Here is a 26,638-nt window from a genome sequence, read left to right on the forward strand (position 1 = left end):
TTTTGGAAAAAAACATGGCTTTGTTAGTATTATAAGTAATGAAATATTCTTATAAAATTCTTAGTCAAAAACATATATAATATAGAATTTAAGAGGAAATAAGGTGCAGAAACAAGTATGCATTCTAGTAAAGTTATCAGTTTTCCGGAATTGAAAGTAGCTGATCATGATTTTGAGGTTGAATTTGACGTAGAACTGGTTAGTTTCGTTAATGAAGATGCTGGGCAGTTCAAAGATTTTAAAGAGCAAGTTATACATGTGATATTGGAAAAATATTATTTGGTCAACCTCCACGGAAGTGAGCAAAATCATTGGAGAGTATTTCATCGTTGTATGAGACGAATTGGTGACCAAATGCTAAAGTTTCTCTTGTTTGGAATGGGAGACAAAAGAAAAAAGCCCTTGGATATCAAGGACTTTTGTTTATGATTCCGACTGGGCTCGAACCAGCGACCCCCACCCTGTCAAGGTGGTGCTCTCCCAGCTGAGCTACGGAATCGCAATCAAATAAGTAAGACATGTATTAATATAATATACACTTCATCCAATGTCAACTATTTTTTGTAAAGTTTTTTTGCAAAAACTAAAATACATATTTTTTGTAGGCAAATTTATAAAAAACACCAGTTCTTATCTTTTGGAAGGCTTTATTTTCAAAAGGTAGAAAAAACGGCCAATCGTTCAATTTCCTGTTCTATCCAATATGAATGCGCCTTTAATGCTTATAATCCATTAATATTAACGGATTTTTTCCTTTACGAAGAAAATGGAAGAATCTATATCTCTGGATATTAAAAATTTGTTCAGTTGACTTCTGCCTCCTTTAACGAAAAAGGAGTGATGACACTTTGTTTGATGGTTGATTTTTTTTGTGAAATTCGAAAAAATAGAATTAAAATAATTTTGAAAAGAACAAAGGGGTTGGGAAATGTGGATAGTTTTGAATCCGCTTACAAAAATAAGGGAGAATCTCAAATTGTTTGGTATCCGACGGAGGAACAAAAAAAAGAGGCCAATGTGACGAAATTTATGGAAAAGCATGAAATCCGATCGTATGATGAACTTCTCGAAAAATCGGTGCAAGATTCCGACTGGTTTTATCCGGCTATATTGGAAGAATTGCACATTCCTTGGATGAACGAATATGAGAAAGTGGTGGATTTATCGAATGGAAAGGAACTACCCACTTGGTTTAAAGGTGGACGAACAAATGTATACGTATATGGATTGGAAAAACATATAGAAAATGGAGATGGTAACCGAATTGCACTCATTTGGGAAGGGGAAAACGGTGCAACGATATCGAAAACCTATGCCCAATTGAAAAAAGAAACGGATCAGTTGGCCATCCAATTAAAGGCACTAGGTGTAAAAAAGGGAGATCGGGTTGGCGTATTTCTCCCCCAAATTCCTGAAATTCAACCAATTTTATTTTCCTGTGCGAAAATTGGAGCGGTCGTAATCCCTTGTTTTTCAGGATTTGGTGCGGATGCGGTCGCTTTCCGTTTACGGGACGGAGAAGCAAAATGGCTGTTTACCGCAGACGGATTTTATCGACGAGGAAAAATTGTCAATATGAAGGAAGTAAGTGACCGGGCAGTAGCGCAAGTTCCGACGATTGAAAAGGTCATTCACGTAAAAAATATCCAACGGACGAAATTGGATCCTACCTTTTTATACGGAGAACAGGATATTTTTTACGACGATTTGTTAAATAAGAAAAACGAAATTATGGAAGTAAAGCCAGAACCGATGGCATCGGATGAGCCGCTTATGATTATCTATACTTCTGGAACGACGGGGAAACCAAAGGGCACTCAGCATACCCATTTTAGTTTTCCGTTAAAAAATGCAATTGATTTAAATTTTGCCTTTGATGTAAAACAAAAGGATCGAATCTTCTGGTTAACGGATATCGGGTGGATGATGGGACCGTGGCTTATTTATGGGACGGCGATTTTAGGGGCAACGGCGGTGATTTATGAAGGAAGCCCGGATTATCCGAATGAAAATCGACTGTGGGAACTCGTGGAAAAACATAAAATTACAATTTTTGGTATTGCTCCGACTGTAATTCGCTCCTTGATGAAATTCGGTGGCAACGTGCGGGAAAAATATGATTTATCAACCTTACGAATATTAGGCTCGACGGGAGAAGCGTGGAATCCGAAACCGTGGCTTTGGTATTTTGAAAACGTAGGGGGTGGGAAATGCCCGATTATTAATTACTCTGGAGGGACCGAAATTTCCGGAGGGATTTTAGGTTGTGTACCAATTAAACCGCAGAAACCTTGTTCTTTTAACGGTCCTTTACCAGGTATGGCTGTTGCAATTGTGGATCCGTCGGGAACACCGGTTAAAGGGGAGGAAGTAGGTGACCTTGTAATTACCCAACCTTTCCTCGGCATGACCTATTCCTTTTGGAAAGATCATGAGCGCTATTTAAACAGTTATTGGCGGCGTTGGAACGGTTTATGGTATCACGGGGATTTTGCCCAAAAGGATGAGGACGGTTTCTGGTTTATTCTCGGTCGTTCGGATGATACGATGAACATCGCAGGAAAAAGAATCGGTCCAGCAGATTTAGAATCGGTCGTCACCGCTCATCCGAAAGTAAGGGAATCGGCAGCAATCCCGATTCCTGATGAAGTGAAAGGGGAAGTTCCGGTTATTTTCATCGTACCTTATGAAAAAATCGAAGGGAAAGAAACGTTGGAAAAAGAAATAAAGGAGTTAATTGCTGATAAGCTTGGGAAAGCCTTTTTACCAAAGGGAGTGTATCTTGTCGATCAATTACCTCGAACTCAAAGTGGGAAAATCGCCCGGCGCATTCTCCGTTCAGCCTATCTCGGACAGTCGTTAGGGGATACGTCCACATTACAAAATCCGGATATGATTAAACAAATATCTTTACAGAAACATTCCAATTAAGTTCTTTTAAACCTGTATAAAATTACGACTGTTTATTTTATTCAACGGAATCTTTGATGAAAATTTAAAGGTTCGACCGATGATTATATAAAAAATGATTTGTTCGAATTTGATGTTTTCCATAGAAAATCGTTGCATTCTCTCCCGATGACGAGTAATATTTTTCATGTGTGTAAAAGGAATATAGGTTTAGAACGATGTTTAGGAAGATTACAGGTTAGGATGGTTCATTTATGAAAACATATACAGAAGAAGTAAAATCTCGTCGGACCTTTGCGATTATTTCCCACCCGGATGCGGGAAAAACGACTTTGACGGAACAACTGTTACTATTTGGTGGAGCAATTCGGGCAGCGGGTACGGTGAAAGGGAAAAAGTCGGGGAAGTTTGCAACGAGCGATTGGATGGAGATTGAAAAGCAACGGGGAATTTCGGTCACATCCAGTGTGATGCAATTTGACTACAACGGTTATCGGGTGAATATTTTAGATACCCCTGGTCACGAAGATTTTAGCGAAGATACGTACCGAACATTGACCGCTGTCGATAGCGCGGTCATGGTGATCGATTCAGCAAAAGGAATCGAGCCTCAAACAATTAAATTATTTAAAGTTTGTCGTATGCGTGGGATTCCGATTTTTACATTTATGAATAAATTGGATCGGGTAGGGAAAGCACCCCTTGAATTGATTGCAGAATTGGAAGAAGTTCTCGGAATCGAAGCGTATCCGATGAATTGGCCAATTGGTATGGGAAAAGAATTTCTCGGTATTTACGATCGTTTTTATCATCGAATTGAAACTTTCCGTGCTGAAGAAGGAGACCGATTTTTGCCATTGGATGATCGGGGAGAATTAGCCGTTAATCACCCGATGAAAGAATCCGCTTTATATACTCAAGTTTTAGAAGAAGTGGAACTACTAAATGAGGCAGGGAATGAATTTTCCGAAGAAAAAATTCGCAATGGATTACTTACCCCAGTATTTTTTGGTAGTGCATTAACGAACTTCGGTGTACAAACATTTTTAGAAACGTTTTTACAATTTGCCCCCGAACCTCAACCGAGACATTCCGATCAAGGAGACATTGACCCATTGGATGAACAATTCTCTGGATTCATATTTAAAATTCAAGCGAATATGAATCCGAAACATCGGGATCGGATTGCATTCGTTCGCGTATGTTCGGGTAAATTTGAACGGGGAATGTCGGTTACGCTCGCACGAACGGGAAAGACGAGTAAGTTAAGCCAATCGACCCAATTTCTCGCCGATGATCGAAGTACTGTTGAAGAAGCGGTAAGTGGAGATATTATCGGATTGTACGATACGGGTACGTACCAAATTGGTGATACGATTGTCGATGGAAAAAAAGTGTTCCAATACGATCCATTGCCTGTTTTTACACCGGAATTATTCGCACGGGTTACTGCGAAAAACGTTATGAAGCAAAAACAATTTCACAAAGGCATTCATCAACTTGTTCAAGAAGGGGCAGTCCAATTATTTAAAACAAAATATGAAGATTACATCCTTGGGGCTGTCGGTCAACTCCAATTTGACGTTTTTGTAAACCGGATGAAAAATGAATACAATGTGGATGTCGTAATGGAACATATCGGTTCAAAAATTGCCCGATGGATTGAAGATGATAGTGTGGATGAAAGGTTGAATAGTTCACGAAATATGCTCGTACGGGATCGTAACGATCGGAATGTCTTTTTATTTGAAAATAATTTCGCCCTACGTTGGTTTCAAGAAAAACATCCAAATATTAAGCTGTACAACCCGATGGATTAACAGATAGGACGATAATTTTCGAAAAATCGATGGGACTTCCTATGTAACAAAAGGGATGGTTAGGAAGTCCTTTCATTTTTTTACAGATTCATTGTTAAACTGACGTATTCAATCGACATTGAAATTAGTTTTTGTTGAATCGTTAATAGAACTCTCCGTTTCATTTGGAAATTTTATATTTACATTTATCCACTCGTACAAGAAACGCTCCATTTCCCAATACGTTGGGAAAAAGGTTCGAAATTCGTATTATCATTCGGGACTTTGCATTTTCTATGTAATTTTTTTATAATTAAGTGAAAATATATTGTTTGTACATATGACTGACCAGTCAGTCAAACGGCTTATTGAAATTGAACAACAGAAAAAAGGAGTGAATCAATTGAAAATTAGTAATTTCTCCATAAAGAGACCCGTCTTTACCCTCGTAACGATGTTATTGGTTATTATTTTAGGAGTCGTGTCCTTTACTCGAATTCCATTAAAGCTTATTCCCGAAATCAATCCCCCGGTGGCTGTTGTTGTAACAAGTTATCCTGGGGCAGGGCCTCAAGAAGTTCTCGACAAAGTTTCCAAGCCTTTAGAGCAAAATTTATCTACTGTCCCCGGTTTAAATAATATTACATCCACCTCTCAAGAGGGTGCTAGTTTAATTTTGATGGAATTTTCTTGGGATACAGATGTGGATGAAATTCAAACGGATGTGATGCAACGAATCGACCAAACGTCACTACCTGATGATGCGGGTAATCCCCGATATTTGAAATTTGATCCTTCTCAATTTCCCATCATTCAATTGAGTTTAAGAGGGGAAGAGGATGAAGACGAATTACAAAAATTGGCATCTGATTTGGAAACGGAATTGTCAAGGGTTGAAGGTATTGCTAGTGTGTCCGTTTACGGTTCTCCGATTAAAGATGTGTTCGTCAGCCTCGATCAAGAGAAATTAAAGGAATATCGTCTCACCCAAGATGATATCGTCAATGTTATAGCTGCAAATGATATCTCCTTACCTGGTGAAACGGTGATATCCGGTGAAAAGCAACTGACGACTCGAGTAATCAGTACAATTGATTCAATCGATACGTTAAAAGCACTCGTCATCACGAAAAATCCGATGAGCGGGGAAGATATTACGATTGCCGATGTGGCAGATGTCCAAATCGAAAAACGGGATCAACAAACGATAACGAGAACAAATGAAACTCCTTCTGTCATTTTAAGCATTTTACAAAAATCCGATTCCAATACTGTTCAAGTGTCCAATGCTTTTAAAAATACGTTAGATGATTTGTTAAATCAAGATAAATACAAAAATATAACGGCTGATATTATCCTTGATCAAGGGGAATATATCCAAACGGTAATCGATAATATTCTTCAGTCCCTAGTTCTTGGTGGAATCTTCGCTATGCTCGTTCTGTTCTTTTTCTTAAGAGGATTGCGGAGCCCGATTATTATTGCGGTTGCGATTCCTTATTCCGTAATCGTATCATTCGTCTTGATTTATTTTGCAGATTTTACGTTAAATATTATGACCCTCGGTGGATTAGCCCTTGGAATAGGGATGCTTGTGGATAACTCCATCGTTGTTATCGAAAATATTTATCGACACCTTTCGATGGGCAAAGATCCGAAACAAGCCTCCCGTGATGCAACTAAGGAAGTAGGAAGTGCGATTATTGCATCCACTTTGACGACAATTGCGGTCTTTTTCCCCGTCGTGTTTATCGAAGGGTTGATCGGTGATTTATTTAAGGAATTCTCCTTTACCATCGCCTTTAGTTTGTTGGCATCCTTATTTGTCGCGCTAACGGTTGTACCGATGATGGCAAGTAGAATGTTGAAAACACCGAAGGAAAATATAGAAGAAAAAAGACAACGTTCACGCTTTTTAACGAGTGTTGAACGATTAGTGAAGTGGAGTCTTGCCCACCGATTGGCTGTGTTAACTATTGCATTCCTATTTGTCGTCGGTAGTTTATTCGGATTAACGAAGGTTGGAACCCAATTTCTTCCGAATAGTGACGAAGGCTATTTTACGATACAAGTACAATTAGAAAATGGAACATCCCTTGCCGAGACAGAATCGGTTGTTGAAGCAATTGAAAAGGAGCTGAAAGATGAGGATGCTGTCGATGTATACGTCAGTATGATCGGTTCCACTCAAATGCAAGCTGCACAAGGGACGACGACAGCGAATACGGCCGAAATTTATGTGAAGATGAAGGATTTATCGGAACGGGATGTATCTGTATTCGAGTTTACGGAAGAAAAACAAAAGGATTTTGAACGGGCTGCACAAAAGGAAAATTCGTCTGCTGAATTAACAATGGGTATGCAGTCATCTACCGGTTTGGATCCGAATACGCTATCTTTCACCGTAACTGATTCCAATCCAAGTCGATTAGAAGAATCCGCTGAATTAATTTACGAAGAGTTAAAGGATATGAAACATGTTACAGAAATTACTACGGATTTAACGGAAACAGTGGAAGAAATCCAAATTTCGATCGATCGGGAAAAAGCATTCGAAAACGGATTTGTACCTTCCCAAATCGCCATGATTGTCAACAATGTTACAAGGGGAGTTACGGCAACGAACATGGTGGATGACCAATCAGATATTTTTGAAGTAAAGGTTGAATATGATGAAGAAATTACCCGTGATATCGACCAATTGAAAAATTTACTAATCAGAAAAAATGATGGTACCTTTGTGAAACTTTCGGATTTAGCGGAAATCAAAATTGGGGAAAGTCCGGTCAACATCCAAAGAATGAATCAACAAAGTGTGGTTTCCTTTACGTTAAAATATAGTACAGACGTGAGCCTTGGAAAAATTTCTAAAGAAGTGGATGGAAAAATTGCTGATCTCGATCTGCCGGATGAAACGCAAATATCCTATTCCGGAGAACGGGAATATCTCGATTCCGCTTTAAACGATTTGTTTTTAGCCTTAGCTTTGGCCATTTTATTCGTGTATATCGTTATGGCTGCCCAATTTGAATCCTTCAAATATCCTTTTGTGATTATGTTTACGGTACCGTTAATGGTCGTAGGTGTTGCCATCGCCTTAATCATCACGAATACACCGGTAAGTATTATGGCATTTGTCGGTATAATCGTTTTAGCTGGAATCGTCGTCAACAATGCGATTGTTATTGTCGACTACATTAATAAATTAAAACAACGGGGAATGAAATCGTACGATGCAATCGTCCAAGCAGTAAAAGACCGATTACGACCCGTACTTATGACCGCATTGACCACGATTTTAGGATTAATTCCTTTATCCCTTGGACTTGGAGAAGGTACGGAAATGACCCAACCGCTCGGAATTGCGGTTATCGGAGGTTTATTAAGTAGTACGTTATTAACCCTAGTGGTTATCCCTGTCATTTATAGTCTATTCGATAAAGAAACGAGGCATTTAAATCGTAAATATCGAATGCCTGACGGACAAATTATCCCTGCCTATTTGTTAGAAGATCGGGTCGTTAAAGAAGAGGAAGAGAAACATACAGAATCGAATCTTGCTGTAAAGAAAAATGTACAAAAAGAAGATTTAATTTTCATGTTAGAACACTTAGCGAACTTGTTAAAAGATGAAAATCAAAAAAAGGATGAGGATGGAGAAGAAAATAGACAATAGGTGTTTATGGATCCAAAAAAGTCCGTTTTGTACCCGTACGTGTAATCAAATAGAAAATAAGGATAATCTATGCTTAGAAAAAAAGGTGGGAGGATAAAAGCCAGATCTTTGGCTTTTTCCTTCCAATAGGTGGTGATGATATGCAAGAGAAAAAAGATTTGATTTTACGTACCGCCTTAACGTTATTTGCACAAAAAGGTCATCATTCAACTTCGATGCAGGAAATCGCAGAAGCTTCCGGAGTGGCTAAGGGGACATTGTATACGTATTTTCAATCCAAGGATGATTTGTTGTTTACTATTTTTAAAACATATTACCAATATTTTAGTGATAAAATTCAATCGATTGAAAAACGGTCCGATCTTTCCGAGAAGGAAAAATTTTATAAGCAAATATATACATTATTGTCTGAAATGATGGACCTTCGAGAGTTTATTATCGTCTATTTTCGAGAACAATTTCTCCCGAATGAAAGCAATTTTCAACAGTTTTACATGCAATCCTTTCAAGAAAGTTTTACATGGTTGAGGGAAAAAATGGTTAAAGTATATGGGGAAAAAGTTCGTTCCCATGCGTCGGACTTGGCTATTTTTTTCAAAGCGGTTGTTCAACACTTTTTCTTTTATCCGTTATGCTTATCCCGTTCGGTTACGGTAAAGGATGTATGTGATTTTGCCTTTCATCGATTGGAAGATGCCATCGATGGTTCGATCCTTCAGGAAAAGCCGTTAACAACCGATTCTCTACATTTTCATACGATCGACCATATATTTACGAAATCGGAAAATAAAATATACACCTTGGTTCAAAAATTGAAGGTAAAACTGTTCAAAACGAATGTATCACCTGAAAAAAGAGATGTTCTTTTCCAAACGGTGGATGCGATTTTCCATGAATGGAAAAAAATAGATCCAGATACGATCATTCTTTCTGGATTGTTTCTCTATTTAAAACAACAATGTCCGGATTCGATCAAAAAAGAAGTGGAAGCACTGGAACAATTTGTTCGCTCCAATATGTAAAATAGAAAAAAAAACGTTTTCCTGTTGTCAATATGTAAATAAACATATATAATTAGAATTGTTCAAATAAAATATAAGCGACCTGTAAAGGGGAGTAGCGTCAGGAATCATTCCTGAAGCAAAGTCGTCACTTCGTGGTCGTACCACCGGCTTTGTTGGCATAAACGAATGCTACGCAAGACCTTTGCCTTTTTGGTGAAGGTCTTTTTTATGTGCACTTTTTTGTTCGATGGCTTTAGGGAATGTGTTTTTCCTGTGAAAATTTGCGCATAAAAAGATAAATCTATTTCGGGAGGGGTCATATTGGATTTTTCCATAATGATTGAGTACGCTTGGGTTTTACTCGTTTTAATTGGATTGGAAGGAATTTTAGCTGCAGACAATGCCGTTGTGATGGCAGTGATGGTGAAACATTTGCCAAAGCATCAACAGAAAAGGGCATTGTTTTATGGCTTGCTTGGGGCATTTATCTTTCGATTTGGTACGTTATTTATGATTTCATTTTTAGTCGATGTATGGTATGTTCAAGCGATTGGTGCGGCCTATTTATTATATATAGCCGTTAATCATATATTGAAAAAAAATCATTACTTTGATCATCAAAGAAAAAAAGGAAAAAAACTGGTTGGCTCTTCCTTTTGGATGACGGTGATTAAGGTGGAAATTGCCGATATTGCATTTGCCGTCGACTCCATGTTAGCGGCGGTAGCTTTAGCGGTAACTCTTCCAAAAATGGGTAGTTTTACGATTGGTGGCTTGGATGGGGGACAATTCATCGTAATGTTTTTAGGTGGGTTCATCGGCATTGTTATTATTCGTTTTGCTGCCACCTGGTTTGTTAAATTATTGAACGACTATCCTTCTTTAGAGTCCGCGGCCTTTTTAATCGTTGGTTGGGTAGGGGTCAAGTTGGCCATCTATACATTGTCCCATCCGAGTGTTTCTGTTTTGAATGAACATTTTCCAGAATCGGCTCCTTGGAAAGTAACCTTTTGGCTCGTTTTATTAGGGATCGCCTTTGGTGGGTATTGGAGCTCGAAAAGAGAAAACAAAAGGACCGTCATTGAAAGTAAAGAAAGAAGGGTGGAGAAGCAATCATAACATCGAGTAGCTATATGGGGGATTCTACATGTAGAAGGGTGCACAGGAATGATGTATGTACACCCTAAGTAGTAAACCGTGTCAATTTTTATTTGAAAGTTGCGATTGGGCTTGTCGAATGAGTCGTTTTGTCATTTCTCCTCCGACGGAACCGTTCTCTCTCGATTTTGTATTCCCATTCAAATGTACCCCGAATTCTTGGGCAATTTCATATTTGTATTCATTTAAAAATTTTTCTACACCTGGTACAATTAAAGAATTGGCTCGCTTTGCCACGGTTTCCACCTCCTTTAGTAAGGATTATTCTTTTGATAGTATGGTTAAAAAGGTCCTGTTTCAAGATGGAAAGTTTTTTCATTGAAACCCGTAACAATTTTTGAATGCATCTTTCCAATTGTTATCTTTTCTACTATGATAATTATTGTATACCATTGGGAAAGGATTTATTTTGACGATGTGGGAAAAAATAAAGGAAAAAACGAACAAATTAACTCCAGCCCAAGTAATTGTCGGATATTATTTTATAGCTGTTACCATTTCCGCCATGTTACTTAGCCTGCCTATTTCGAGGAAATCGGACGCGCCTTGGTCGCTGATTGATGCGATTTTTACAGCAGTAAGTGCAGTAAGCGTCACTGGTTTAAGTACAGTGAACATTTCTGAAACATTTACGACATTCGGTATTTTTATCCTTATTCTTGTTTTACAAGTGGGCGGAATCGGTATTATGACGATCGGTACGTTTTTTTGGCTAATATTTCGGAAACGGATCGGGTTTCGCGAACGAAGATTAATTATGATAGACCAAAACCAAATTAATTTTGCTGGGCTCGTCAAGTTACTCAAACAATTAGTCGTTATATTTATTGGTATCGAAATCTTCGGATCTTTAATTCTCGGTACATATTTTTTACATTATTATTCCGATTGGAAGGATGCGTACTTACAAGGTATTTTTGCTGCGGTCAGTGCGATGACGAATGCTGGGTTTGATATCACAGGTGCCTCGATGAAACCTTTTGCCACGGATTATTTTGTTCAATTTATTATAATGATGTTAATCATTTTAGGTGCAATTGGATTTCCCGTTTTAGTCGAGGTGAAAAATTTTCTGTTTCATCGAGGAAGTACAGAACGGCCAAGTTTTTCCTTATTTACGAAAATCACGACGTTTATGTATTTCATTCTTGTTGTCGTAGGCGTGTTCCTTTTTTTACTATTTGAATGGAACGGTATTGTGAAGGAACATGTTTGGCACGAGTCTTTCTTATATTCTTTATTTCAATCGGTATCTGCAAGAAGCGCTGGACTTGTAACGATCGATATTACCGAATTGTCCGAGGCAACCCAATTTTTATTGGCTAGTCTTATGTTTATTGGTGCTTCTCCGTCCTCAGTGGGAGGAGGGATTCGAACAACGACCCTCGCATTAAATATTTTGTTTTTATACAATTTTGCCAAGGGAAATCCATCCATAAAATTATTTCATCGGGAAATATATGAGCAAGACGTTCGAAAAGCATTGCTAGTTTTCGTTTTCGCGACGATGATTTGTTCCACATCGATCCTTTTTCTAACTTTTACAGAGGAGCACTCGTTAATGGCAATTATTTTCGAAGTGATGTCCGCCTTTGGTACTTCGGGGATGTCGATGGGCATTACAGGGGATTTATCCGTTTTTGGGAAAATTGTTATCATGTTGTTAATGTTTATCGGTCGTGTCGGTATTTTATCCTTCGTGTTTATGATCGGAGGAAAGGAGAAAAAAGAAAACTACCATTTTCCAAAGGAAAGAATTATTATTGGATAAAAAACTCGAAAAAAGGGAATTCACCCCAAAGTTTAGATAAAACATCTAACGTTTGGGGTGTTTTTATATAGTGAAGTTTAACTGTATGAAAACGTTTCTGCTTGTGAAGGAAGATTTGAAAAGTCTCTTAGGGAGATGTTTATAGGCACATAGTAAAACATGGATAATTATGTAAAATCAAAAAAATAGTGGAAGTGATTCATTTCAGGAAAGGATGCTTCACGAAGAGGGAGTGGTCAAGGCGTAAAAAAATCAAGATCCGATTGAAATACGTACTTTTTAAAAGGTAAACGGGGGTTAGTGTCCCCCGTTAATTTGTACATATTCGCAGTTTCCTTTTCCATCAAAATAAAACAGGATATAATGATCTTTCCAGATGATGTTTTTCGTTCGTAAATAATAATATAAATCAAATGGTGTCCTGATTGCATACCCTTTTTTCATCCAGTCCCGTTCTGTTAAATTCTTAAACGGTTCTTGTAAATCCCATCGACGGAACTGTTCATAAATCGTAACCCGTTCCTCCTTCGTCGTTCCATCTTCCCACCATATTTTACGGGGTTTTAGTTTTAATCGGGATAAATAATCGAACTTCATTAGGGAAAGGGCAATGGGATGGTGTTCTTTTTTATCCTTTTGTAAAAATTGGGCGAGTCTCGTAAATAAATCTTCTAATTGATGGCCAATTTTCGACCACCCTTTGGATTCCCAAAATGTCCCAAACTGTTGAAAAAAGTCAAAAGGTGTCTCAAATACTTGGGTCACTAAATATTCGATGGTTGCATCCATCCGATGTTGATTCCAATATTTATCCAGCACATCTTCCACTTGTTTAATTCGGATGATTTCGTCAAAGGTCATAACGTTGTTTTGTAAAATTTCATAAGGCGCATCATCTCGATATACATAGTCCCATTTTTTTGCATCATTTCTTAATCCAGTGCCACGGAGCATTTTTAAAAATCCAAGTTGCAGCTCCTCTGGTCGTAAAGCGAATACATCATTGAACGTTTTACGGAAAGATTTATAGTCTTCTTCAGGAAGTCCTGCGATTAAATCGAGATGTTGAACGATTTTTCCACCGGATTTTATTAATGTAACCGTACGAGATAATTTCTCAAAATCCTGTTTCCGCTTGACTAATTCGTTTGTCCATTCATTCGTCGATTGTACGCCAATTTCAAAACGGATGAGACCAGGGGGAGCGTTTTTATTTAAAAAATCGATTACTTCCGGTCGCATAATATCCGCTGTAATCTCAAATTGGAAAACTGTTCCTGGTGTATGTTCATCGATGATAAATTGGAATAGATCCATTGCATATTTTCGACTAATGTTAAATGTCCGGTCGACAAACTTAATATTTTTGGCTCCCTTTGCCATTATGTATCGTAAATCATTTTTAATTTTTTCCCTATCAAAAAACCGGACGCCTACTTCGATTGATGAAAGGCAAAATTGGCACTGAAAGGGACATCCTCGACTCGTTTCAATATAGACGGTTCGATTCGGAAATTGGTCAATATCTTCTTTAAAACGGAAGGGGGAAGGATGATCCTTCAATTTTAAATACGGTCTTGGAGGATTGATTTTTATCGATCCGTCTTTTCGATAGGCGATCCCTTGAATTTGATCAATCGGCTCATGATTATGGAAGGCAAACAGCAAATCTTTAAAAGTTCCTTCCCCTTCACCGCGTACAATGACATCCACTTCTTTTAATCGTTGAAGCCAATAGGTGGATTCATAGGAAACTTCCGGTCCACCGAGAACAATTTTTACGTTGGGCTTTACTTTTTTCAACATTTGAATGACTTTGATCGTTTCTTCTATATTCCAAATGTAACAGCTAAAACCGATGACATCTGGGTTTCGTTGGTAAAGATTGATGACGACGTTTTCAATCGGATCCTTAATCGTAAACTCTACCATCTCTACAGAAAATTCCGGTTCCGCATATGCTTTCAAATAGCGGAGAGCCAAATTCATATGAATATATTTCGCATTTAATGTTGTAACGATAGTTTTCATTGATTGTTTCGGCTCCTTAGTTTAATGGTGTCTTTGACAACATTGTACCTATTAAAGAAGATTTTTCAAGTTTTCCCAGTAATCCTATTTCGAATTAATGAAAACGGATAAAGGAATTTTATGATTTTTGTCGAACTTTTCTTTGAGAGGTTAATGGGGGGGAGAAAAATAATTGAATCAAGATTTAAAAGTTTTACGAAAAAAAATCGCGGATTTGGAAGAAGAGAACAAACGATTAAAAAGCGATTTGAATGTTTTTAAAACCATTTATTTTCGTGCGCCGGAACCGATGATTATGCTAAACAGCCAAAAACGTTTCGTCCATGCGAATCTTGCTGCACGTGAATTTTTCGAAATGGATTTATCAAATTTATATGGAAAAACCTTTGATGATTTTTTATACATGTCTCCCTATCAAGTGCTAGAACAACAAGATGAAAAATATATGAGTGGAGGATTTTTCAAAGAAGAACGATTCATCGAATTAAAAAATGGGAAAATCAAACAGGTAGAGTTATATTTTTTTAAAGACATATTCCCAAATACCAGTATCGTTATTTTGAAAAATGTGACCTCTCATAAACTATTGGAATGCGAACGATCGATGCATTTGGAATTATTTAATAAAATATTCAACCAAATTATTGACGGGTTACTATTATTTGACGAAAAAGGATCCATAGTTAATGCCAATCCGTCCTTCTGCAAACTTATGGGAATTACCCAAGAAAAACTGGTCGGCTTATCCTTTCGTCAATTATTTTCGCAAGAGGACCAGGGAGATTATCGACATTTCTGGAAAAAATTATTCGAGACTGGATCTTTTTTTGGAGAAGTTCATTTGGCATGGAAAAACATTCGTAAATCCTTTGAAATGTCGACGAGTTCCAATGTTTTTAACGGCTTATACATGTCTATTTTACGGGATATTACCGAAAAATCGAATATGGAACGGGAAAAAAAGAAAAGCGATGAAAAGTTTCGAAAAGTGTTCCACGGTACTTTGGATGGGATGTTGCTATGGAAAGAAGAGGAGACAAAAGAGGATGGACAGAAGAAACAAATATCTATCGTGGATATGAATGATACCGGCCTTTCAATATTAAATATAAAAAGTTGTACCGATTTGCAAAATGGAAATGTTCGACTTTACGTGTACGATCAAGACGGAAAGCATGATTTTTTATCGTATATACAAAACCATTTACTTAAATCCGAGGAAGAAACGATCGTTCGAATCGAAATGGATAATCAAATCAAGAATATTGAATTTTATTCGAAAAAAAACATTTTTCAAGATGTCCATTTAACGATTTTTCGGGATGTGACGGAAAGGTTGAAGATGGAAGATCAGTTGCGCAAATCGGATATGTTGAATGTTATCGGAGAACTGGCGGCTGGCATCGCCCATGAGATTCGAAATCCGATGACGTCACTAAAGGGTTTTATCCAACTGTTAAAGGGTAGTATCGATGGATATTCGATGTATTTTAATATCATAATGGCTGAATTAGAACGAATCGAATCGATCGTCAATGAATTTCTCGTTTTATCAAAACCGCAAGTGGTTCATTTTAAAATGTTTAATGTTGTTCAAATTATGAAAGAAACGATTGAATTACTCCATGCTCAAGCAATGATGGATAATATTCAATTCCGAACCAATTACGAAGAAAAAGATATTCCGATATATTGTGAACCGAATCAAATTAAACAAGTATTTATTAATATTATAAAAAATGCCATCGAAGTAATGCCAAAGGGAAAATTTATAACAATTACCATTGCAAAAGATAATTCGCAGTTTGTCAAAGTTTCCATAAAGGATGAGGGAACGGGGATTCCGAAAGAAAAATTGAAAAAACTAGGCCAACCCTTTTATACGACGAAAGAACGGGGAACTGGATTAGGGTTAATGATCAGTTATAAAATTATTAAAGAACATGGTGGGAAAATCGAAGTAGAAAGTGAATTGGGGAAAGGAACGGTATTTCATGTCATTCTTCCGATCGACAAGCGAAAGTCCAACAACATAAATCAATGAATGATTATACAGGCAGATGATAGGATATTTGAATGAAAGGTAGAAATCTTTGCAAAGGAGTACGCATATGTCATATGAATATATTTCATTCCAAACAATGGTTGGGAATTTATTTCTAGTCGCCGAAAAAAATACAGTGAGGCGATTATTTTTCTGTAAAAAACAAATGTTCGACTGGGTTGGAAGAGAGCAAATGAGTGAAAATCCGAATCACCCAATTTTAAGTCTTGGAAAAAAGCAGTTGGAAGAATATATGGACGGGAAACGAAGGGAATTTCAACTTCCCTTTACAATTAACGAGGGGACAAGCTTCCAAGGAACTGTTTGGCGTTCCTTAATGAACATTCCCTATGGCGAAACGGTGAGTTATCAGCAGATTGCCCAATCAATTGGTAATGAAAAGGCAGTTAGAGCCGTTGGACAGGCAAATCGAAAAAACCCTTTACCAATTATTATTCCTTGTCATCGAGTGATTGGAAAGGACGGTTCGTTGACGGGGTATGCAGGAAATCGACTGGAAATAAAGAAAAGATTGCTTTTATTGGAAAAAAGAGTAGTAAAAAATAACTAGTTGAAAACTAAACTGAGAAAACTGTCGAAAAACGATAATTTATCACAATCCCCCTCAATTTTTTAAATATTTTGTCTACTTTTATCGATTCTATTTACAATAGAATCGTTCTTTGTCATAATGACTTGCGTAAGCGGTATAAATCTAGTATTTGATTTCAAAGTAGGGGGATTGAAGTGAAAAGGGAAAAATACCGGAAAAATATGGAAATTAAAATTAAGAAAAAAAGGGAGGAAATGATTGAATGTGCTAGAAATTTTGGGTTCACAGCGGAAGAGACGTTGCGGCAAAGTCGTGAGTTAGATGAATTGATGAACGAATATATACGACTTTTTCTTAGACCCAGGAAAAAAATCAACATTTTAATTCCGATCTTTTTTTTGTTTAAATCTCTGTTTAGTCGCATACTAATTACACATCATACATAGTCCAAAATACATGAATCGATCGATTTCATAACAACGTTAGTATAGCGCGTAGCTAATTGGAATAAGGTGATCGAAGGTGGAATTTTACCCGTTACAAAGATCCGATATGAAAGGTTGCCGCTTGGAAAGAAGGAAAACTAGGCGGCAACCATAAATTAATTTTTATTAAAAGGGAGACTTGCAACTTTTTCAAAAGGGTTTAGGCTGAAATTGAGATTTTATCGTCCACTAATGTTGCCTTCAACTGTTTTGTTTCAGGATGATCGAGAATATAGTCGGCGATTCGATCTTCCAACTGTTCTTGGATCGTTCTACGAAGGGGACGAGCTCCAAAATCCCGATTATATCCGATTTCCACAAGTTTTTCTTTAACATTGTCATCTACAGTAAGTTCGATGTGTTCTTCATTCAAATGCATTTTTACTTCATTTAACATCAAGTCGACAATTTGTAGTAAATGTTCCTTATCTAAATGATGGAAGCGAATGATGTCATCAAAACGATTCAAAAATTCGGGTTTAAAGTATTGGCGTAATTGTTCCATCAACGAGGTTTTATCATGATCCTCTCGTTTATCAAAGCCTACTTGTATTAGTTTTCTTTCAGTACCCGCATTGCTTGTCATAATAATAACCGTGTCCTTAAAGCTAACCGTTCGACCTTGGCTGTCGGTCAATCGTCCGTCATCTAAGATTTGTAAGAACATATGCATAACATCTGGATGAGCCTTTTCGATTTCGTCTAACAAGATTAAACTGTATGGATTTCGGCGAACCTTTTCCGTCAATTGTCCGGCTTCTTCATGACCGACATATCCTGGCGGTGAACCGATTAATTTCGAAACGCTATGTTTTTCCATATATTCGCTCATATCAAGACGAATTAACGAATCACGCGTTCCATACAATTCCTCCGCTAATGTTTTTGCTAATTCGGTTTTTCCCACACCTGTAGGACCGACGAAAAGGAAGGATCCGATCGGTCGGTTTTTCGCTTTTAATCCAGCTCGACCACGACGAATGGCCTTTGCCACGGCGCGAACTGCATCGCTTTGGCCGATTACTTTTTTCGCCAAATTTTGTTCTAAATTTTTTAGTTTTTGTTGTTCATCTGCTTGAATTTTACCGACAGGGATTCCTGTTTTTTCTTCTAAAATATCATGGATGACTTGAATATCCACAACGGGTAAGTCATTTCCTGCATCATTTTTCCTACGGTTTTTCAATTCATTTTCTTCATCCCGTAGTTTTGCAGCCCATTCGTAATTTTCCTCTTGTAACGCCTTTTTCTTTTCTACAGTGATTTGTTGCAAACGTTCTTCCACTTGTTTGCTAGTGAAGTTCGGTGATTTTAAATTTACCTTTGAGCCAGCTTCATCCATCAAATCGATCGCTTTGTCAGGTAAAAACCGATCCTGGATATAACGATGGGATAAGTTGACACAAGCACGGATCGCTTCATCGGTATATTTCACTTGATGGTATTTTTCGTATCGCTCTTTTAACCCCATTAAAATATGGATAGATGCATCGATCGATGGTTCTTGGATGAGAACCGGTTGGAAACGGCGTTCTAACGCAGCGTCTTTTTCAATTTGACGATATTCTTTTATCGTTGTTGCTCCGATTATTTGGATATCTCCACGAGCCAAGGCAGGCTTTAATATATTTCCCGCATCCATCGATCCTTCTGCGGAACCAGCTCCGACAATTAAATGAATTTCGTCGATAAACAAGATCACGTCTTGGCGATTTTGTAATTCATGAATTAATTGTTTCATCCGTTCCTCAAATTGTCCCCGAATCCCTGTATTTGCCACGAGGGATGCGACATCCAAAACATACACTTCTTTGTTCCGAAGTTTCATCGGGACGTTCCCTGATACAATTTTTAATGCTAAGCCTTCTACAACAGCGGTTTTCCCAACCCCAGGTTCCCCGATTAAAACCGGATTATTTTTATTGCGACGATTCAAGATTTCCATTACCTTTTGAATTTCATCATCCCGTCCGATTACTGGATCGATTTTTCCACGTCGAGCCTCATCGGTTACATTTTTTCCAAAATGGTCGAGGAAGCCATTTCGCTTACCTCCAGTTGTTTGTACCTTTTGGGTAACATTCGATCCGAATGGTTCAGAACTAAAAGACCCGTTTGAAAAGTTGTTAAAGAATTGTTCAAAGGGACTTCCGGAAGAAAAGAAAGCTTGAAATTCAGAAGAAAACGATTCTTGTTGTTGACGATAACATTGTTGGCATAAATGGTATGTGGTTTGTTCACCGTTTATTTCATAACGAAGGTGGACCGTTGCTTCATTTTGTTGACATTTTTGACAAAGCATCACAATGAACCTCCTTTTTACAAATCCTTTTAACTAATTTGACTTTAACTTTCTTTGACCAATAAGATGGAATTCATCTTACTTCTATGTTGAAAAATCATTAACAAGATTACTTTGACTTTGACTATCTTTGATTATTTGATCTAGTTTTATTATACTTTGACCTTTTTTGACTTTCAAGGGTTTTGCTTCATCATACCATTTTTAAATTTACATTTTACGACGGTTTTGTCGTTCTTAATCCGAATTTTACTCATAAATATGTCATTGAGGGGACAAGGAGTTGAGGAAAGGTCCGATGAGGTCCGAGTTCAGGGATGCGTGGAATCGTAACAATTTTAGAACCGATAGAATGAGTCGCTGACATCATGGAAAGGTGGTAAAACATTGTCATGGATTGGAAAAGAGCTTTCCAATTAGCTTTTATTTATGTTGGAACAGTCGTTGGAGCCGGATTTGCAACAGGGAGGGAGATTGTCGAATTTTTTTCAAAGTTCGGTAGTTTAGGGATTGTTGGGATTGCTATTTCAGGACTTTGTTTTATATATTTTGGAAGTAAAATGATGTTGTTGACGTTAAAGATTCGGGCAAAAAGTTATTATCAACTGAACCAGTATGTATTTGGACCCGTTTTTGCCCCTTTTGTGAATGTGATTATGTCCATCATGTTAGTCGGTGTAACGGGAGTCATGTTATCTGGAGCGGGGAGTCTGTTTGAAGAACAATTACAATTATCGAAGCTTCTTGGAATTTTTTTGACCATTTTTTTCGGTTTAATTGTCCTTAGAGTTGGAACGAAAGGACTCGTCTTTGTAAATATGCTAGTCGTTCCCATATTAATTATTTGTAGTTTACTATTGTCCATCCATTCCAGTCAGTTTCCAGATTTTGTCGAAAGGATCAAATGGATGGATTCATTCAATTGGCAATTTATTATTTCCGCTTTGGCCTATGCTGGGTTCAATGTAACGATGGTTCAAGCGGTTTTAGTCCCAGCAGCATTAGAAATCGATGATGAAAAAATCGTGAAGCTAGGCGGTGTCATCGGTGGGTTTATTTTAATGCTCGTCTTGTTATCAAGCCATTTTACTCTTGTGCAATTGGATGATATGGTAACGTTCCATATTCCGATGGCGGTAATCGTGAATAAGTTCGCTCCTTCTTTCTTTTTTCTATTTATCGTTATGGTTTACGGAGAAATCTTTAGTTCGATTATCGGAAATATTTTCGGACTCGGGCGTTTTATCGAAAGGTCGATCAACATTCATCCCTTTTGGATTGGTTTTATGATTTTTTTCATTACTTTTTTTATTAGTCAAATCGATTACAGTGTTCTATTAAGTGCATTGTATCCTGCCTTTGGCTATGTAAGCCTCTTTTTTCTTTTATTACTGTTCATCAAGTAATCTCACATAAATTTGTATAAAGAAAAAGCATCCGAACGGTTTTGGATGCTTTGAATAATCAAATCCTTTTCGAATAAAGGGCGATTTGCTTAAATCAGTGGAAGGAATACAAACAATAATAAATCAAAGGTTAAATGGGAAATGATCACAAGGGGAATACTTCTTTTCCAAACATACAGAAGACCCCAGATCAAGCCAGATATGACAGCTGCTAAAACTAATACAAAATAGCCGGAATAAATATATACTGAAGCATATAAGACGCTAGATAACAGAATGCTCGTCCAATTTGCCATATATTTCGAAAGCCGCTTTAAAATAAATCCCCGCCAAAAAATTTCTTCTCCGGGAATGATTACGAGAACTAAAACAATATAGTGCCAGATGGAATCGGGAGAGAATTTTTCGTACAATGATACAACTTGATTTTGTAACGATGACCAATTTAACAAATCGAACAAACTATTGCCAGCCCAAAATAGGCTGTACAAAAACAAACCGGAAATAAATCCGAAAAATAAATAAGAAAGAACGGACAGTTGATCATCAAGGTCTTCATTCATTATCGTATAAGAAATTAAGAATAAAGTGGTTCCTGTAAGTATATACCAAAAAACTTTGGATTGATCAAATGTGAAAAACAAAAGTATATGTGCAATAATAATGCCGATGATTATTTTCCAATCAAGTTGAACTTTTTTCATATAACAAACTCCTTTCAAAACCAGTTACATTGTAGCATACCAAAGAAAGGGAAAAAAGTTAAAAAAACAATCCGAAATTTATGCAATAGACAAATCATTTGTATTCATATATAATATAGGGAAAATTTTGAGGGTTTGGAGAAAGAAATACCTTTATATGGAGAAGGGGAAAAGGGTGTACAAGTGACACCCTATATTTTTGTGTAGATCGATAATTGGAGGAAGTGGAAGGAATTGACTATTCGTTTTCATCGATAATTCGATAATTTTTATGGTTAACGACGGTTTTTTCTTCCAATTCTAATTCTCGATAATTTTCCATATATGTTAAATCAACGATGACGGAGTTTTCATAAACTTTCTCGACAATACCTTTTAATCCATCTTTGAATTCGATTACATTTCCAACTTCTGCCTTTTTCAAACCACATCGCCCCTTTATGACATTTAATTATATTTAGTTTGCAATAAAATGTTCGAATTGTAAAGATTATTTTTAACTTTTTTATAGGTCTTTTTTATTATTTTTCCATCAATTTCCTAATTGACGGAGGGATTTATATGGATGAAAAAACTGCACGTGAATGGATTGAAAAGTTGGCTTCTGGACAATGGAGCGAATGTCGAGTAGAAAAAAACGATTTTCTAGTTTTCCGAAGTGTATTGACGAAAAGGGCGGATTTTAAACATTTCCACGGTTCAGCTCAAAGGGGAGGAGCAGTCATTTTTACGTATTTAAAAGAACCAAGAAATTAGTATTCTATTAATGGAAGAGTTGGAAAAGCTATACTTAGAATCCAACTCTCTACTAATGAAAGAATGTTCATCACCTGATAGCCTAGTAGTGTACTAATTTTGGAGGTGCAGGTGAATGATTTGGAAGAAATTAATAATCGCAGCAATCATGATGTTCTTTGGAACAGGGTTAGCCGTCGATGCAGCAACCATTTATACCGTAAAATCTGGAGATTCACTTTATAAAATTGGAAAAACATACGGAGTTTCTGTTCAAGCCATTCAATCGGCAAACCAGATCTATACTTCATTGATTTATCCAGGACAACAGCTAACGATTCCGACTGCTATTACTACATCAGATAAAGATCTTCTTGCTAGACTCGTCTACGCCGAAGCGAAGGGTGAGCCGTATGCAGGAAAGGTAGCTGTAGCACTTGTTGTATTAAATCGAGTAGACCATCCACAATTTCCAAATACGATTCAAGATGTCATCTATTCGATGGACGGCGGGTATTACGCTTTTACGCCGGTTGCAAATGGTCAGATTAATATACCAGCTGATAGTGAGGCGAAACGGGCTGTTGAAGAGGCTTTGGCCTTTCGAGGACAAGGGTCCGGTTCATTATATTTTTACAATCCGGCTAAAACGACGAGTAAGTGGATATTATCGAGACCGGTTACGATTACGATCGGAAACCATGTTTTTGCAAAATAATGAGAGGTGTTAGGCAGATTGGGAAAAGGATCTGCCTTTTTCAATTTTGTCATTTTTTGAATTTGGTATGGTGAAGGAAATCTTATATAATGGGTTTGAAATAGCAAATTTTGCTTAAAAATGGCATTTCCATTGAAATGGGATTAGGAAACAAGGGGATTGGTCATGTTTACGAATCGAACGATTATCGTCACAGGTGGAGCCAATGGAATCGGGAAAGAAATTGCCATTCAATTTGCCAATCACGGAGGAAATGTGGTAATCGCCGATCGAGATACCATGAATGGAAAAAAACTTGAAGCGGATTTAGCGAACTCTGGGAAAAAATGTTTATTTGTAGAAACAGATGTAAAAAAAGAAAGGGATATCATACGGCTTGTGGAAACCACCCTTCAAGTTTATGGGACCATCGATGTGCTTGTAAATAATGCCGGTATTTCCAAATTCCATTCCTTTTTTGATTTGTCTGTAGCCGAATGGGATGAGGTTATTCAAACGAATTTACGAAGTGTGTTCCTCTGTTCCCGAGAAGCAGCGAAAAGAATGAAATCAAAAGGTGGGTGTATTATTAATATTGCATCTACCCGCGCCTTTATGTCAGAAGCGAATACAGAAGGTTACTCTGCTTCAAAGGGAGGAATTCTTTCCCTTACCCATGCGATGGCCGCAAGTCTCCATCCGTATAGGATTCGGGTAAATTCTGTAAGTCCCGGTTGGATTCATACGGGAAACTCCGAGGAGTTATCGGAACAAGACCATTTACAACATTGGTCGGGTCGCGTCGGTAAACCGGAAGATATCGCCCGAGCATGTCTTTTTTTAGCTGATTCGAAAAATGACTTTATCACCGGCCAAAATATAACGATCGATGGTGGAATGACAAGGAAAATGATTTACGAGTAACTATTTTTCGATGAAATATTGAAAAAAGCTTTTCATTGGCATGCCAATTTTGTAAAAATAAAAAGTCATTTTTAATTCATTTTTTCAAATTACGTGCCAATTTTTCGAATTAAAAAATTAACTTTTTCCTTAAGATAATCATTGTATGTTGCCAGTAAAAATGGTATCTTAAAGATTATGAAGAGATTGTTTCTACTTTAACAAACTTTGATCGAATGACGATTAAATTGCTTTTTTTAACCATGAATAAAGTAGAAACAACAATAGAAAAACAAAGGTAAAAAGGAGAGTTGGAAGATGTTAGAAAAATCATACAAAGTTATCGCAGATACAGGAATTCATGCTCGACCTGCAACCCTTCTCGTTCAAACGGCAGGGAAATTCGATTCGGAAATTCAACTGGAGTATAAAGATAAAAAGGTAAATTTAAAATCGATCATGGGTGTCATGTCCCTCGGAATCGGAAAAGATGCGGAGATTAAAATTATTGCTGAAGGTTCCGATGAAGAAAGTGCAATGAAAGCCATTGCCGATTTAATGGAAAAAGAAGGTTTGGCTGAATAATGGCAACGATGATAAAAGGAATAGCCGCCTCGAGTGGGATATCGATTGCAAAGGCTTATCGGCTGGTGGAACCGGATTTGTCGTTTGAAAAGAAAACGATTGAGAATGAATCCGAAGAGATAAAAAGACTTCATCGTGCGTTGGATGAGGCAAAATCCCAGTTGCAAACGATTCGGGAGCATGCCGAAAAAAATCTCGGCTCGGATAAAGCAGCCATTTTTGACGCCCATTTACTCGTTTTAAATGATCCGGAATTAATTCAGCCAATTGAAGAAAAAATAAAAACGGAGAAAGTGAATGCGGAATTTGCTTTGAAAGAAACGACGGATATGTTTATATCCATTTTCGAGCAAATGGATAATGAATATATGCGGGAAAGGGCTGCAGATATTCGGGATGTGAGAAAGCGCATTTTAGCTGGACTGTTAAATGTAACAATCCCAAATCCGAGTACCATTTCAGAAGAAGTCATCGTCGTTGCTGAAGACTTGACTCCATCGGATACGGCGCAACTAAACCGTACGTTTGTTAAAGGTTTCACGACGGATATTGGTGGAAGAACATCCCATTCTGCAATCATGGCTCGTTCTTTGGAAATCCCTGCTGTCGTTGGGACGAAAACCGCAACGAAAGATATCCAAAATGGCGATTTATTAATTTTGGATGGGTTGACAGGGGAAGTGCATATTAATCCATCTGAAGAGCTTTTAGAAACGTACAGAAAAAAACAACAAGAATATGAAGCGCAGCTTGCTGAATGGGCGAAGCTCGTCAATGAACCGTCTGTCACGAAAGATGGTAAGCAAGTAGAACTCGTAGCGAATATCGGAACTCCGAAAGACGTGGAAGGTGCTTTGAAAAATGGTGCCGAAGGGGTCGGACTTTTCCGAACGGAATTTTTATACATGGATCGGGACGAACTTCCAAGCGAAGAATTCCAATTTGAAGCATATAAAACCGTTTTGGAAAAAATGGAAGGAAGGCCTGTTGTTGTTCGTACTCTAGATATCGGAGGAGATAAGAAGCTTTCCTACTTACCTTTACCTGAGGAATTGAATCCTTTCCTCGGTTTCAGGGCCATTCGCTTATGTTTAGAAAGAACGGATATTTTACGTACCCAATTGCGTGCGCTTCTTCGGGCAAGTACTTATGGGAATTTAAAAATTATGTTCCCAATGATTGCCACCCTCGATGAATTTCGACAAGCCAAGGCGATCTTTTTGGAAGAAAAGGAAAAATTGGCGAAAGAAGGAATTCCAACTTCCGATTCCATTGAGCTTGGAATTATGGTTGAGATCCCTTCAACGGCTGTTCTTGCTGATCAGTTTGCAAAGGAAGTCGATTTCTTTAGTATCGGTACAAATGATTTAATTCAATATACGATGGCAGCTGATCGAATGAACGAGCAGGTTTCTTATTTGTATCAACCGTACAATCCATCCATTTTACGTTTAGTAAAAATGGTCATCGACGCTTCCCATAAAGAGGGGAAATGGACAGGTATGTGTGGAGAAATGGCCGGGGATGAAACGGCGATTCCGCTCCTACTCGGTCTTGGTCTCGATGAATTTTCCATGAGTGCCACATCCATTTTAAAGGCTCGCTCATTGATTTCGAAACTATCTCAAGAAGAAATGAACGAGTTAGCAGAGAAAGCATTGAATATGCGTACCGTCGATGAAGTAATAGAACTTGTAAAAAAAGCTGTTAATTAATTATAAAACCACCGATCGATCTTTCGTCGGTGGTTTTATAACTCTTCGAGGAAAATGAATGGGATTTTTGTTCATCGATTTTCGAAAAAACATCTTTTAGTTAGAAGTAATTTAAAAAAACATGATGTCTACGAAAAGAGGATGTTGTATTTTCGATGGG

General features: G+C 37.5%; 21 protein-coding genes and 1 tRNA gene. 16 read left to right on the plus strand and 6 right to left on the minus strand.

Going from position 1 to position 26,638, the window contains the following annotated elements; translation table 11 throughout:
- The first annotated feature begins 117 nt into the window (after window positions 1-117).
- Window positions 118-429: a hypothetical protein gene (locus tag OE105_RS03475; protein WP_275421350.1), complete on the plus strand. Its 312-nt coding sequence runs from the start codon at window positions 118-120 to the stop codon at window positions 427-429.
- Here OE105_RS03475 and OE105_RS03480 read toward each other — a convergent pair.
- Window positions 427-499: transfer RNA gene (locus OE105_RS03480), tRNA-Val, on the minus strand. The genes OE105_RS03475 and OE105_RS03480 overlap by 3 nt on opposite strands.
- A gap of 431 nt (window positions 500-930) precedes the next feature.
- Between OE105_RS03480 and OE105_RS03485 the strand changes: the two genes are divergently transcribed.
- The 5 genes from OE105_RS03485 (at window position 931) to OE105_RS03505 (ending at window position 10,508) form a co-directional block, all read left to right on the plus strand.
- Complete coding sequence (locus OE105_RS03485) at window positions 931-2,931, plus strand: AMP-binding protein (RefSeq protein ID WP_275421351.1); 2,001 nt, start codon at window positions 931-933, stop codon at window positions 2,929-2,931.
- A 233-nt stretch (window positions 2,932-3,164) separates the two neighbouring features.
- A complete protein-coding gene (locus tag OE105_RS03490) occupies window positions 3,165-4,730 on the plus strand; it encodes a peptide chain release factor 3 (protein ID WP_275421352.1) in 1,566 nt (521 codons plus the stop codon).
- Window positions 4,731-5,112: 382 nt separating this feature from the next.
- Window positions 5,113-8,385: an efflux RND transporter permease subunit gene (locus tag OE105_RS03495; RefSeq protein ID WP_275422080.1), complete on the plus strand. Its 3,273-nt coding sequence runs from the start codon at window positions 5,113-5,115 to the stop codon at window positions 8,383-8,385.
- 140 nt (window positions 8,386-8,525) lie between these two features.
- The gene (locus OE105_RS03500) at window positions 8,526-9,407 is read left to right on the plus strand and encodes a TetR/AcrR family transcriptional regulator (RefSeq protein WP_275421353.1); all 882 of its coding nucleotides are present in this window, start codon (window positions 8,526-8,528) and stop codon (window positions 9,405-9,407) included.
- A 303-nt stretch (window positions 9,408-9,710) separates the two neighbouring features.
- Entirely contained in the window at window positions 9,711-10,508 is a 798-nt protein-coding gene (locus OE105_RS03505) for a TerC family protein (RefSeq protein ID WP_275421354.1), read from the plus strand.
- A gap of 81 nt (window positions 10,509-10,589) precedes the next feature.
- On the opposite strand, the gene OE105_RS03510 is transcribed toward OE105_RS03505, so the two are convergent.
- Window positions 10,590-10,784, minus strand: a complete 195-nt coding sequence (locus OE105_RS03510) for an alpha/beta-type small acid-soluble spore protein (RefSeq protein WP_275421356.1) — start codon at window positions 10,782-10,784, stop codon at window positions 10,590-10,592.
- A gap of 178 nt (window positions 10,785-10,962) precedes the next feature.
- Here OE105_RS03510 and OE105_RS03515 point away from each other — a divergent pair, with 178 nt between their 5' ends.
- Complete coding sequence (locus OE105_RS03515) at window positions 10,963-12,318, plus strand: TrkH family potassium uptake protein (RefSeq protein ID WP_275422081.1); 1,356 nt, start codon at window positions 10,963-10,965, stop codon at window positions 12,316-12,318.
- A 297-nt stretch (window positions 12,319-12,615) separates the two neighbouring features.
- Here OE105_RS03515 and OE105_RS03520 read toward each other — a convergent pair whose 3' ends face one another.
- A complete protein-coding gene (locus OE105_RS03520; RefSeq protein ID WP_275421357.1) occupies window positions 12,616-14,349 on the minus strand; it encodes a B12-binding domain-containing radical SAM protein in 1,734 nt (577 codons plus the stop codon).
- A 172-nt stretch (window positions 14,350-14,521) separates the two neighbouring features.
- On the opposite strand from OE105_RS03520, the gene OE105_RS03525 reads away from it, so the two are divergent.
- From OE105_RS03525 to OE105_RS03535, 3 genes are all read left to right on the plus strand, one after another.
- Window positions 14,522-16,393, plus strand: a complete 1,872-nt coding sequence (locus OE105_RS03525; protein ID WP_275421358.1) for an ATP-binding protein — start codon at window positions 14,522-14,524, stop codon at window positions 16,391-16,393.
- Window positions 16,394-16,460: 67 nt separating this feature from the next.
- A complete protein-coding gene (locus OE105_RS03530) occupies window positions 16,461-16,964 on the plus strand; it encodes a methylated-DNA--[protein]-cysteine S-methyltransferase (protein WP_275421359.1) in 504 nt (167 codons plus the stop codon).
- A 236-nt stretch (window positions 16,965-17,200) separates the two neighbouring features.
- The gene (locus OE105_RS03535) at window positions 17,201-17,392 is read left to right on the plus strand and encodes an aspartyl-phosphate phosphatase Spo0E family protein (protein WP_275422082.1); all 192 of its coding nucleotides are present in this window, start codon (window positions 17,201-17,203) and stop codon (window positions 17,390-17,392) included.
- A 199-nt stretch (window positions 17,393-17,591) separates the two neighbouring features.
- Here OE105_RS03535 and OE105_RS03540 read toward each other — a convergent pair whose 3' ends face one another.
- A complete protein-coding gene (locus OE105_RS03540; RefSeq protein WP_275421360.1) occupies window positions 17,592-19,733 on the minus strand; it encodes an ATP-dependent Clp protease ATP-binding subunit in 2,142 nt (713 codons plus the stop codon).
- 392 nt (window positions 19,734-20,125) lie between these two features.
- Here OE105_RS03540 and OE105_RS03545 point away from each other — a divergent pair, with 392 nt between their 5' ends.
- The gene (locus OE105_RS03545) at window positions 20,126-21,139 is read left to right on the plus strand and encodes a YkvI family membrane protein (RefSeq protein ID WP_275421361.1); all 1,014 of its coding nucleotides are present in this window, start codon (window positions 20,126-20,128) and stop codon (window positions 21,137-21,139) included.
- Window positions 21,140-21,228: 89 nt separating this feature from the next.
- Here OE105_RS03545 and OE105_RS03550 read toward each other — a convergent pair whose 3' ends face one another.
- On the minus strand, window positions 21,229-21,843 hold the full coding sequence (locus OE105_RS03550) for a CPBP family intramembrane glutamic endopeptidase (protein WP_275421362.1): 615 nt from the start codon (window positions 21,841-21,843) through the stop codon (window positions 21,229-21,231).
- A 238-nt stretch (window positions 21,844-22,081) separates the two neighbouring features.
- Window positions 22,082-22,267: a YkvS family protein gene (locus OE105_RS03555; RefSeq protein ID WP_275421363.1), complete on the minus strand. Its 186-nt coding sequence runs from the start codon at window positions 22,265-22,267 to the stop codon at window positions 22,082-22,084.
- A 137-nt stretch (window positions 22,268-22,404) separates the two neighbouring features.
- Here OE105_RS03555 and OE105_RS03560 point away from each other — a divergent pair, with 137 nt between their 5' ends.
- From OE105_RS03560 to ptsP, 5 genes are all read left to right on the plus strand, one after another.
- Window positions 22,405-22,599 carry a hypothetical protein gene (locus tag OE105_RS03560; RefSeq protein ID WP_275421364.1) on the plus strand — a complete coding sequence of 65 codons (195 nt, stop codon included), beginning with the start codon at window positions 22,405-22,407 and terminating at the stop codon, window positions 22,597-22,599.
- A gap of 115 nt (window positions 22,600-22,714) precedes the next feature.
- Window positions 22,715-23,296 carry a cell wall hydrolase gene (locus OE105_RS03565; protein ID WP_420842566.1) on the plus strand — a complete coding sequence of 194 codons (582 nt, stop codon included), beginning with the start codon at window positions 22,715-22,717 and terminating at the stop codon, window positions 23,294-23,296.
- Window positions 23,297-23,461: 165 nt separating this feature from the next.
- On the plus strand, window positions 23,462-24,199 hold the full coding sequence (locus tag OE105_RS03570; RefSeq protein WP_275421365.1) for an SDR family NAD(P)-dependent oxidoreductase: 738 nt from the start codon (window positions 23,462-23,464) through the stop codon (window positions 24,197-24,199).
- A 297-nt stretch (window positions 24,200-24,496) separates the two neighbouring features.
- On the plus strand, window positions 24,497-24,763 hold the full coding sequence (locus OE105_RS03575; RefSeq protein WP_275421366.1) for a phosphocarrier protein HPr: 267 nt from the start codon (window positions 24,497-24,499) through the stop codon (window positions 24,761-24,763).
- Entirely contained in the window at window positions 24,763-26,478 is a 1,716-nt protein-coding gene (gene ptsP, locus OE105_RS03580; protein WP_275421367.1) for a phosphoenolpyruvate--protein phosphotransferase, read from the plus strand. The genes OE105_RS03575 and ptsP overlap by 1 nt, the downstream gene beginning before the upstream one ends.
- Window positions 26,479-26,638: the final 160 nt, after the last annotated feature.

This window comes from Fervidibacillus halotolerans, assembly GCF_026547205.1.
Classification (GTDB): Bacteria; Bacillota; Bacilli; order Bacillales; family Caldibacillaceae; genus Fervidibacillus; species Fervidibacillus halotolerans.

Bases quoted from the DNA above. Each gene is read 5' to 3' on its own strand.
- OE105_RS03475 (WP_275421350.1), top strand. From the start codon at position 118: ATGCATTCTAGTAAAGTTATCAGTTTTCCGGAATTGAAAGTAGCTGAT.
- OE105_RS03490 (WP_275421352.1), top strand. From the start codon at position 3,165: ATGAAAACATATACAGAAGAAGTAAAATCTCGTCGGACCTTTGCGATT.
- OE105_RS03500 (WP_275421353.1), top strand. From the start codon at position 8,526: ATGCAAGAGAAAAAAGATTTGATTTTACGTACCGCCTTAACGTTATTT.
- OE105_RS03515 (WP_275422081.1), top strand. From the start codon at position 10,963: ATGTGGGAAAAAATAAAGGAAAAAACGAACAAATTAACTCCAGCCCAA.
- OE105_RS03520 (WP_275421357.1), bottom strand. From the start codon at position 14,349: ATGAAAACTATCGTTACAACATTAAATGCGAAATATATTCATATGAAT.
- OE105_RS03530 (WP_275421359.1), top strand. From the start codon at position 16,461: ATGTCATATGAATATATTTCATTCCAAACAATGGTTGGGAATTTATTT.
- OE105_RS03535 (WP_275422082.1), top strand. From the start codon at position 17,201: ATGATTGAATGTGCTAGAAATTTTGGGTTCACAGCGGAAGAGACGTTG.
- OE105_RS03540 (WP_275421360.1), bottom strand. From the start codon at position 19,733: ATGCTTTGTCAAAAATGTCAACAAAATGAAGCAACGGTCCACCTTCGT.
- OE105_RS03545 (WP_275421361.1), top strand. From the start codon at position 20,126: ATGGATTGGAAAAGAGCTTTCCAATTAGCTTTTATTTATGTTGGAACA.
- OE105_RS03550 (WP_275421362.1), bottom strand. From the start codon at position 21,843: ATGAAAAAAGTTCAACTTGATTGGAAAATAATCATCGGCATTATTATT.
- OE105_RS03560 (WP_275421364.1), top strand. From the start codon at position 22,405: ATGGATGAAAAAACTGCACGTGAATGGATTGAAAAGTTGGCTTCTGGA.
- OE105_RS03565 (WP_420842566.1), top strand. From the start codon at position 22,715: ATGATTTGGAAGAAATTAATAATCGCAGCAATCATGATGTTCTTTGGA.
- OE105_RS03570 (WP_275421365.1), top strand. From the start codon at position 23,462: ATGTTTACGAATCGAACGATTATCGTCACAGGTGGAGCCAATGGAATC.
- OE105_RS03575 (WP_275421366.1), top strand. From the start codon at position 24,497: ATGTTAGAAAAATCATACAAAGTTATCGCAGATACAGGAATTCATGCT.
- ptsP (WP_275421367.1), top strand. From the start codon at position 24,763: ATGGCAACGATGATAAAAGGAATAGCCGCCTCGAGTGGGATATCGATT.